This is a genomic window from Planctomycetia bacterium (genome assembly GCA_021413845.1).
Taxonomy (GTDB): domain Bacteria; phylum Planctomycetota; class Planctomycetia; order Pirellulales; family PNKZ01; genus PNKZ01.
This window is the reverse complement of the sequence record JAIOPP010000071.1, coordinates 1-10,004: the sequence shown is the minus strand read 5'-3', so window position 1 is coordinate 10,004 and position 10,004 is coordinate 1. Positions and strand designations below refer to the sequence as shown.

Here is a 10,004-nt window from a genome sequence, read left to right as displayed (position 1 = left end):
GCGCGAGGTCAAGCCAGGCGGCACGGCGATCGTGGCGTACGACAAACGCACCGGCGTAGTGAAGTATAAGGCCGGCGACGAGTTGGCGAGTTATGCGAGCCCGTTGGTCGCCTCGATCGCCGGCCGGCGCTACGGCCTGCTCTTCGCGCGCGGCGGGCTCTGGGCGTTCGACCCTGCCAGCGGTCGCGAAAGCTTTCGCTATCCGTGGCGGGCCGAAATCTTGGAGAGCGTGAACGCGTCGAATCCGGTCGTGATCGGCAATCAGGTGTTTATTTCCGAAACGTATGGGCCCGGCAGCGTGTTGCTCAAGGTTCGGCCGGATGGTTGCGATGTCGTGTGGAGCGACCAACGAGCGCGGCGTGATAAACGGATGCAAACGCACTGGAACACGGCGATCGAGATCGGGGGATATCTGTATGCGTCGAGCGGGCGACACACGAACGATGCGGAACTACGGTGCGTGGAAGTTTCGACCGGCAACGTGATGTGGAGCGAGCCGGATCTCACACGTTCGTCGCTCACGTATGTCGACGGGCATTTCATCTGCCTCACCGAGTACGGCGATTTGTATTTGTTGAAGGTGAACCCGCAGAAGTTCGACATCGTCTCGAAGTTCACGCCGTTGAAAGTCGACGGCGCAGCCGACCCGACGGGGCTCGGCCCGGCCCGCTTGCTCCCTTATCCGGCCTGGGCCGCGCCGACGATCGCGCATGGTCTGATGTACGTGCGCGGCCAAGGCCGGCTAGCCTGCTACGAAATTATTTCCTCAAAGTAGCAGGCACGTTCCACGTGCCGTCCGCCGCTTGCGTCGTTAAGTGAACGAGTCGGATTCGGTTGCGCTAAGGCCCATGTGGCTGACGGCACGTGGAACGTGCCTGCTACTTTAGCAACTCGTCGCGCGCTGCGAGGACGTGATCGATGATCGAGGCCATGCGCTCGGCGTCGGTAAACGGCGACAATACGTACGACTTCAACGCTGCGATCGGGGCGCCGTAGTCGGTGCGGCGGTAGCAATCGGTCATCGAAATCACAACGCCGCGCCCGGCGAGCGCTTCCGTATGCACGCGCTCGAACACGCGGCGATTGAGCCGGTTGTATTCTTCGAGCATCGGCCGGAAGTCGGGATCGGTTCGTTCGCGCTCTTTGATCGTGAACGTATCGACCCCGGGCGGATAGACCCGAAACAACGTGACGGGCCCGACGTTGTCGCCGTTGAGCACCGTGAGATCCGGGTGCGATTCCAAACCCTCGCGCAAGACTTCGGCCATCTCGACGACGTGGCCCAGGAGCGTTCGATAGCCCTCGCGCCCGAGCATCAGCAAGTTGGCGAGCGCCGCCATCGGGCCGGTGCCGCTGCGGCTGGTCTCCAACGTGTACATGCCCGGATGATGTACGCCCGATTGATAGAGATAGGGCATCGAAGCGCGATCGCGGGCAATGGTGCCGAAGTCGGTTGCCGTGCGAAGGAGAAACAGCGAAGAGATGTAAGGGGCGTAGCCCGTCTTGTGGAAGTCGATGCCGACGGAATCGGCCAGCTTTAAATGCCGGAGCCGATGATGGGCCTGCGCCAAAGCGCGCACCGTACGGCCGCGAAAGCCGAGCGCATTGGCGGTGAAGTCGTAGTCGTTGAACACGCTCCAAGCCCAGCCGATCACGGCGTCGGCGTGGATGTGCGGAACGTAGTCGAGCGCGAATTCCTTGCAAAGCTCGTCGCGCAGGGCGTGAATCGAGCGGAGATCGTCGATGCCGAAGGCGTCGGTCGAGCCCATCGTTGCGACGATGCAGGCGACCCGTTTCCCGGCCTTCAGCGCGCTGCGCGCGGCCTCGCGCAGCAGCGGAATGTCGACCGAGTTGTCGAGATGCGACGCCACGCGCACGACCGATTCCTGCCCGATGCCGAGCCAGCCGGCCGCGTTGAGCACGGCATAGTGGCATTGCTCCGACGCAAGCACGATGACCGGCTCGCGAATGCCGCGCTGCATCGCGTCGGGCACGGCTTTCTCTAGGCCGACCTTCATGCCGTACAGCAGGCAGCCGGTGCCGCCGAAAGTGAACACGCCGCCGGCCGCGCGCGGGTCGTAGCCGATCAGATCGGCCGCCATAGACGAAGCGCGGACTTCGGCTTCGCTGAACCCTCGTCCGCTTTCGTCGCTGCATAAGTTGGGGTTGTATGTCGACGCCAGGAGCACGCCGATGATCGCCGCGATCGAAGGATGCGTGATCACGTTCACTTGGCTCTGCGGATGCCCCCAGACGAACATTCCTTCCAACTGCTTCACGAGTTGCGGGATGACCGCTTCCAGCGAAGTGCCGTTCCGCGAGAGTTTCGCTTCGACCGCGGCGGCGTAATCGGGCGCGGCATAGGTCGGCGTATCTCCTTTGCCGAGCAACGGAGTTTGCGACTTCAGCGCGTCGACTTGGTCGAGCGCGCGGAGGATCGTGAACACGAAATAAGCATCGTGAACCGGATCGGAAACCGGTTGCGGAAACTGCCGGCGCAGCGCTTCGAGCAACGTGTGGTAGCGAGGCCTAAGCGTCATGCGGAACCTGCCAATCGGCGAAGACGAAATTGATCGACCGCGGCGGCGGCGTTGATGATCGTACCGAGCGCGATGTCTTGCATCGAATCGCGGAAGCCCATGATCGAGCCGCCCGTTGCGATGACGACCATCAGCACGGTTCCGGCGATCGTGCCGAGCACCGTGCCTCGGCCACCGCTCAAGCTGGCGCCGCCGACGACCACCGCGGCGATGATCTGCAACTCAAGGCCGCGGCCTGACGTGGGGTTGCCGATTTTCAACCGCGCGAATTGCAGCACTCCGGCGATGCCGACGAAGAGCCCCGCCAGCGTATACACGGCCACTTTCACGGCCGTGACGTTCACGCCGCAAAGGCGGGCCGTCGCTTCGTTCGACCCGACGGCGAACACATAGCGGCCGAAGACCGTGCGATGCAACACCACGGAAAGAACGGCCGCCGAGGCGAGAAACAACCACACCCCCGGCACGAAGTTGGGCAACACGGATGGAATCAGCCACTCTCGATCGGGCAGGCTGACGAGGCTCTTGAGCCAGTCCGGTATGAGCGCAAAGTTCGGCCGCACCGTCATTTCGTCGCCGATCAGCTTCGCCACGCCGAGGTATACGCTCATCGTGCCGAGGGTGACGATGAACGGCACTACACGGAGCGAGGTGATGAGCACGCCGTTGACGAAGCCCGTTCCGGCGCCGACGCCCAATGCGGCAATCAGAGCGACGACGATGCCGTGGCCGTCGCGCAAGACGGTCGCCAGCACCACGGCGCAGAGCCCGAGAGCGGTGCCGGCCGAGAGGTCGATGCCGCCGGCGATGATAATCAGCAGCATCCCGAGAGCCGCCATGCCGACGACGACCGACTGCGTGGCGATGAAGCGGGCGTTGTCGATGGTGATGAATTTCGAGTCCGAACCGGAGCGAACATAGTCGACCACGGCGAACGAAAGTACGACGACTGCGAGCGCAGCCAACGGCCCCAGGTGGCCGGCGAGGCGGCTGAGCCCTTTGCGCCACGAGCTGGAGGAATGGGCGGAACTTTTCACGACGTCGTTCATGCGCGGTTTCTCAAGTTGCTCGCTTCCGAGATGCGGTCGTCGTCGAGGCTGACGCTCCGGGCCATGATCGACTCTTCCGTCCATTCGCGTGTCGGCCGAATTTCGCGCAGCCGGCCGCGCGACATCACGGCGATGCGATCGCACATCGCCATGAGCTCCGGGAGGTAGGAGCTGACGAACACGATTCCCTTCCCTTCGGCCGCCACTTCTCCCATCAAGCGATATATTTCCGACTTCGTGCCGACATCGATGCCGCGCGTCGGTTCGTCGAGCAGCAGTATGTCGGCTTCTTGATGGAGGACGCGCGCGATGGCGACCTTCTGTTGGTTGCCGCCGGAAAGCTCGCCGATGCGCTGCGCGGGATCGCGCGCCTTCACCTGCAACCGACCCATCCAATGCGCCGAGCGTTCGCGTTTGCGGCCCAGGTCGAGCCAGCCGAACTTCGCATAGCTTCGCAGCCGGCTCAAGGTGAGGTTCTCTTCGATCGATTGAAGTTGCGAGAGTCCTTCTTGTTTACGATCTTCGGCGACCAGGCCGACGCCGGCCTTGAGCCGCGCGTGCGGATTCGCCGGCGACGGGGCTTGCCGAATACGGACGGAACCCGACGTGGCGGGATCGAGCGCAGCGATCAGCCGCATCAGCTCGGTGCGACCTGCGCCGACGAGGCCTGAGATGCCGAGGATTTCGCCCCGATGGAGCGTGAAGCTGACGTCTTGCGGAATGCGTCGGCCGCTGAGGTTGCGAACTTCCAAGAGGGGCTCGCCCGGCGAATGCGGAACCTGCGGGAACAATTCTTCCACGCTCCGGCCGACCATCAGCGAGACGATGGTCCGCTCGTCGACGCCGGCCAGGGATCCCGAGCCGACGGTGCGGCCGTCGCGCAAGACGGTGTAACGGTCGGCGACTTCGCGGATCTCTTCGAGAAAGTGACTGATGTAGACGACGCCGATGCCTTGCGCTTTCATCGCCTTGATGACGCGGAAGAGCTGTGCCGAGTCGTGGCGCGTGAGCGAGCTCGTCGGTTCGTCGAAGACGACGAGCTTCGCTTGCTGCACCAGCGCGCGGGCGATCTCGACGACCTGACGCAGAGCGGTCGACAAGGCCCGCACCGGTCGCTCGAGCGGCAAGTCGGCATGGCCGAGCTTTGCGAGCGCGTCGCGCACTAAGCGGCGTTGCTCTCCTTGATCGATCCAGCCGAGCTTGCTCCGCTCTTGCCCGAGCATCACGTTTTCGACGACGCTCAAGTCGGGCGCGAGCGTGAGCTCTTGATAGATCATCGCCACGCCGGCCAGACGCGCGGCATGCGGAGTCGCGGGCTCGAACGGCTTGCCGCATAGCGACATCGCGCCGTCGTCGGGAGGATGGGCTCCGGCGAGGACTTTCATGAGCGTACTTTTGCCGGCGCCGTTTTCCCCGATCAGCGCCATCACCTCGCCCGCCGCGACTTCCAGCGAGACGTCGCTCAGCGCACGGGTGGCGCCGAATCGCTTCGAGATGCCTTGCATCCGTAGCAACGGGGGAACCTCCGACATGCCGCGGGCCTCCGTTAGTCGGCGTACGTCGGCGGATCGAGCAGCCGTTTCATCTCGGGCGAATTCATGTTCTCGGGCGTCGCGACGTATTCCCCGGTCGCAATACGCGGCTCGACTTTCTCGCCCCGCAGATGCGCCACGAGCGTCTTCACGGCGAGATAACCCATCGTGTCGGGGTCTTGAAGCACGATCCCTTGCATCTTGCCGACCTTCATCGCATCGACGAGGCGCGGGCTGGTATCGAAGCCGACGAACTTCACTTTGCCGTCGAGATGCTTCTCTTCCAAAGCGCCGAGCATGCCGACTCCGTTCGGCTCGGCCACGGCGTACATGCCGTTCACCTTGTCGCCGAAATTCAGCAAAAGCGCCTGGCATTTCGCTAGCGACGACTCCGGCGTGGCTCCAGAGTATTCACTGCTGCTGAGCACCGTGATCTTCGGGAATTTCGCGAGCTCCTTGAGGAAGCCTTCTTCGCGCAGGTGCGTGCTCTCGCTGCCGACGTTATAGCGCAGGATCACGACGTTGCCTTGCTCTCCCATCGACTTGGCGAGCGTTTGCGCGCCGAGAACTCCGCCGTGTTCGTTGTCGGTGGCGACGTAGCTAACGATGCTTTGCGGGGCTTCGAGCCCGCTGTCGAAGATGACGGTGGGAATCTTCTTCGCTTTGGCCTGCTCGACGACGTCGATCAGTGCTTTCGAGTCGTTCGGCGCGAGGCAGATGCCGTCGACCCGCTTCGTGATGCAACTCTCGACGATTCGAATCTGGCTCTCGGTATCGTTCTCCAGCAGCGGGCCGTCCCAGCTGAGTTCGACGTCAAGTTCCTTTGCGGCGCGAGCGGCGCCGTAATGAACCGATTTCCAAAACTCGTGCGTCGTCCCTTTCGGAATGACGGCGATGCGGAGCTTCTTCGGGCCGCCGGACGGAGCGCTCGTCGACGCGCCGTTGCAGCCCACGACGACGGCCATCGCACACAGAGCGAGAACGAATCGCACGGTCACCGGCAAACCTCCCAGAAGATCGATCAGAGGGGGCTATTCATCGAAAAGGTTTCGGCAAGCGGCCGGCGATTTAGTGCCGGCCGCGATTGCCTCGGCCACGTCCGCCGCCGCGATGATGGCCGCCCGATGGGTTCGGGTTGCGGGCACGCGCTTCTAGGTTGGCGTTGACGATCAGGCCCACGGCTTCTTCCCAAGTCGGGATGCCTTTATGGGCATGATGGAAGTCTTCGGCCGAGTCGGGATCATGGTCATGATCGGCGTCGGCGTCGAGGTCTTCGACATGGCGCGTATCGCGCTCGCGAAGGGGAAGGCGCGTGTCATCCTCGTCGAGGTCTTCGTCGTCTTCTTCAACGCGACGGCTCCGCACCGGTTCATCGGCATCTAACTCGCCGGCCGGACGTGGTTCGCGCGGCGCACCGGTGCGCCCTTCCGACGAACGTCCTTCGGATGATCGACCGCGGCCGCCGCGACGTCGTCGCCGGCGTGGGCGACGTTCGTCCGAGTCGGTGCGCGGAGCCCCTTCGCCGGCCTCATCGCCGGGGCCGACTTCGGTGAAGTCGGCTTCTTCGGAGCGCGCTGGATCATCGGAGTCGGGCCGGCCTTCGCGTGCTGCGGAACCTTCGGTGCGCGGCGCATCGGGTCCGAGGTCGCGATTGTGTTGCGGACGCGAGGGGCGATCGTGCGACCCGCGCGAACGTTCGCCGTCGCGTGGCGGACGCTCGCCTCGACCACCGCCGTTGCGCCCTCCGTCGCGACGTGAACCGTCGCGATTTCCCGATGGCCGACCGCCGCCGTCGCGATTGCGGCCTGGCCGATCGCGGCTCGGCTCGCTTGGTTCACGATTCATCGGCTCTACGGCACCGAGGTTCTCCGCCCCTTCAACGCCTTCGGCATCGAGTTGATCTCCGTCGAGCGACTCGGCGAGATCTTGATTAGCGGGATCTTGATTCAAGGGGCCGTTGTTTCCTTCGCGAGGACCATCCGGACGACGTCCGCGACCACGACCTCCGCGACGACGACGACGACGCGGACGGTTCGGATCTCCATCGTCGCGATTGCCGCGCGGCAGGCCGGACTGGCCTTCGTTGCCGAGGCTGCGCGGGTCGATATCGCGCGGATCTATGTCGCGCGGGTCGATGTCTCTCGGGTCCAGATCGCGAGGGTCGACTTCGCGGGCTTGCTCCGAACGGGGAGCCGACGAGCGGGGATCGATATCGCGCGGGTCAATGTCCCGCGGGTCGATATCGCGCGGATCGATTTCACGATCACGCGGCGGGCGGTTCGACGGACGTGCTTCATCGCGCCGTGCTTCGTCGCGACGAGGGGGCCGTTGGCCTCCTTGGCGATTGGAATCGGAGCGACCACCATCACGATTTCCGTCGCGGTTCCCTTGCGGGCGTCCGCCTCCTTGTGGACGACCGCCATCGGGGCGACCACCTTGCGGGCGGCCTTCTTGAGACCGTCCGCCGCCGGAGCGTCCGCCTTCAGGACGACCACCATCGGAGCGACCACCCTCAGGACGACGTCCTTCGCGACTGCGCTCCGAGCGGGTCGGCTCGCCGGTCGGCTGTTCCGAGCGTGCGTCATCCGACCGCGGTGCCTCCGCGTCGGGCGTCGGTGTTGCTTTCGTTTCCGAGCGCGGGGGCGGGTCTTGTCGGAACGCCGACTCGCGCGGCGGGCGAGATTCGCTGCGGGCCGGAGGGGGAACTTCGGCCGATGGTGGAGTAGGGGGGGGCGCTGCTTGTTCGGCGCGGGCCTTCTTCGCGGCTCCGCCGATGCCGAGCCAGGAGGTGAGGTCGTCCCAACCGCTGCGGCGCGGTTTCTCCAACGGCGCGGCAGGGGGCGCCGCTATGGGAGGAGCCGGCTTCGGAGTCGCCGCGGGGGGAGCTTCCGATTTCGGCGCCGCACGCGCGGGGAGCGGCTTATCGTCGGCGCCTAATTCCTTGGCGAGCGTGTCCCAACGGCTCAACTTCTTTTCCTGATCGCTCATGCGTATCCATTCCAGCGGTTTTATCCAGACGCGGCCGGCGGGAACGGCGTTCCTTCGGCCAAGCGTCCTCAGAGTGTTTGAAGCGTTGATTATAGGGGGGGGCGGCATCGCTGTGAAGTCGTGACGGCGTAGGGATTTGCAGCACCGAGCTTTGTCGGCCGCCGCGCCGTAATGCGACCTGTCAGACAGGAAAAGGCTAAAATTCGGCTGCTACCCTCTACTTTCGAGCTTCTCCAGCGACGAACGGACCCGGCCATGATGAGTCGAACCCAGGCGTCGAATCCCGAAACATCGGTTGATCGCAAGACTTCTCACGCCGTGCAGAGTGGTTCTCAAGCCGCTGTCGGCGGCGCGGCGATCGAAGAGATCGAGGTCCGTGGGCATATCATCGATAGTTTGATCCTGCCGAAGATCCTCGATTTGATTACGAGCTCCGGCGGTTCGTTTCGTCTGAAGAAGATCACGATCGGCCAGGCTCGCACCGACGCGAGCTATGCGCTCGTCGAGGTGCAAGCGAAATCGGAAGCGGCGCTGCAAGAGATCTTGGCCGTCATCGCCGACCATGGCGCCGTGCCGACGACGTTGCAAGATTGCCGCTCGGTCGCGGCCGATGTCGCAGGGGCCTTTCCCGAGGGCTTCTACAGCACGACGAACCAACGGACGGAGATTCGCCGCGACCATCATTGGCAAGCGGTCGATTTGCAGGAGATGGATTGCGGCATCTTGCTCGACCGGAGCACCGGCCAAGCGCGCTGCGTGGCGATGACTGATGTGCGCCTCGGCGATGAGATCGTGTGCGGCCATGCCGGAGTGCGCGTGTTGCCCGAGCAGCGCGAAGCGACCGATGCGCATGCATTCGAGTTTATGAACTCGAGCGTCTCGACGGAAAAGCCGAAAGGAACGGCCATTCGCGCGATCGCACAAGAGCTCGTACGCACCAAGCGCCGCGGCGGTAAGACGCTGATCGTCGGCGGGCCTGCGATCGTGCATACCGGCAGCGGTGAGCATCTTTGCCGTTTGATTCGAGCCGGCTATATCGACAAGCTTTTCGCCGGCAATGCGCTGGCGACGCACGATATCGAGCAGTCGCTGTTCGGCACGAGTCTCGGAGTGCGGCTCGATGAAGGGCATAGCGTGGAAGCAGGGCACGAACACCATCTGCGCGCGATCAATCGATTGCGGCGCATCGGCGGCATCCGGCCGGCGGTTGAGCAGGGAGTGTTGAAGTCGGGTATCATGTACGAATGCGTCAAGCACGACGTCGAGTTTCTGCTCGCCGGCAGCATTCGCGACGATGGACCGCTGCCGGACGTGATCACCGACACGCTCGTAGCCCAGCGCGAAATGCGCGAGCGGGTGCGCGACGTAACGTTCTGCTTGATGATCGCGACGACGCTGCATTCCGTGGCGGTAGGCAACCTGCTGCCCGCGTGGGTCAAAGTGGTTTGCGTCGATATCAACCCTTCGACCGTGATCAAGCTCAACGATCGGGGCTCGTTTCAGACGGTCGGGCTGGTGACCGACGTCGAGCCGTTCCTCCGTTCGCTGGTGCAAGATGTCGAAGAGCTCGAGCAGGCGGAGCGTGCCTCATGACTTACGAAGTCGCAGCGAAACCGGAAGCAAACACGCCGCGCACGTCGGCTCCGTGGATCTTGATGTGTCCGCCGGATCATTTCGGGATCGAGTATGAGATTAATCCTTGGATGAGCCGCGCGCGAGGGAGCGACCCGACGATGGCACGCGAACAATGGAGCGCTCTGCGCGCGACGCTCGAAACGGCCGGCGCTCGAGTCTCGTTGTTGGAGCCCGTCGTCGGCCAGCCCGACTTGGTCTTCACGGCGAATGCGGCCGTCATCTATCGCGACACGGCGATCATCTCTCACTTCCGCCACCCA

At 64.0% G+C, this 10,004-nt stretch carries 8 protein-coding genes; 3 read left to right on the top strand and 5 right to left on the bottom strand.

The window, feature by feature from the left end:
- The coding region (locus tag K8U03_12965) for a PQQ-like beta-propeller repeat protein (GenBank protein ID MCE9605799.1) at window positions 1-775 on the top strand (775 nt) is incomplete at its 5' end.
- Window positions 776-878: 103 nt separating this feature from the next.
- On the opposite strand, the gene K8U03_12960 is transcribed toward K8U03_12965, so the two are convergent.
- The 5 genes from K8U03_12960 to K8U03_12940 form a co-directional block, all read right to left on the bottom strand.
- Window positions 879-2,540, bottom strand: a complete 1,662-nt coding sequence (locus tag K8U03_12960) for an aspartate aminotransferase family protein (GenBank protein ID MCE9605798.1) — start codon at window positions 2,538-2,540, stop codon at window positions 879-881.
- The gene (locus K8U03_12955) at window positions 2,537-3,589 is read right to left on the bottom strand and encodes an ABC transporter permease (protein ID MCE9605797.1); all 1,053 of its coding nucleotides are present in this window, start codon (window positions 3,587-3,589) and stop codon (window positions 2,537-2,539) included. Before K8U03_12955 ends, K8U03_12960 begins: the two co-directional genes overlap by 4 nt.
- A complete protein-coding gene (locus K8U03_12950) occupies window positions 3,586-5,121 on the bottom strand; it encodes a sugar ABC transporter ATP-binding protein (GenBank protein ID MCE9605796.1) in 1,536 nt (511 codons plus the stop codon). Before K8U03_12950 ends, K8U03_12955 begins: the two co-directional genes overlap by 4 nt.
- A gap of 14 nt (window positions 5,122-5,135) precedes the next feature.
- Window positions 5,136-6,086, bottom strand: a complete 951-nt coding sequence (locus tag K8U03_12945) for a substrate-binding domain-containing protein (GenBank protein MCE9605795.1) — start codon at window positions 6,084-6,086, stop codon at window positions 5,136-5,138.
- 103 nt (window positions 6,087-6,189) lie between these two features.
- Window positions 6,190-8,109 (bottom strand): hypothetical protein, encoded by a 1,920-nt coding sequence (locus K8U03_12940; protein ID MCE9605794.1) that lies wholly within the window; start codon window positions 8,107-8,109, stop codon window positions 6,190-6,192.
- Window positions 8,110-8,367: 258 nt separating this feature from the next.
- Between K8U03_12940 and K8U03_12935 the strand changes: the two genes are divergently transcribed.
- Window positions 8,368-9,702: a TIGR00300 family protein gene (locus K8U03_12935; GenBank protein ID MCE9605793.1), complete on the top strand. Its 1,335-nt coding sequence runs from the start codon at window positions 8,368-8,370 to the stop codon at window positions 9,700-9,702.
- Window positions 9,699-10,004: amidinotransferase (locus K8U03_12930; protein MCE9605792.1), on the top strand; the 306-nt coding region annotated here is incomplete at its 3' end. The genes K8U03_12935 and K8U03_12930, both read left to right, overlap by 4 nt.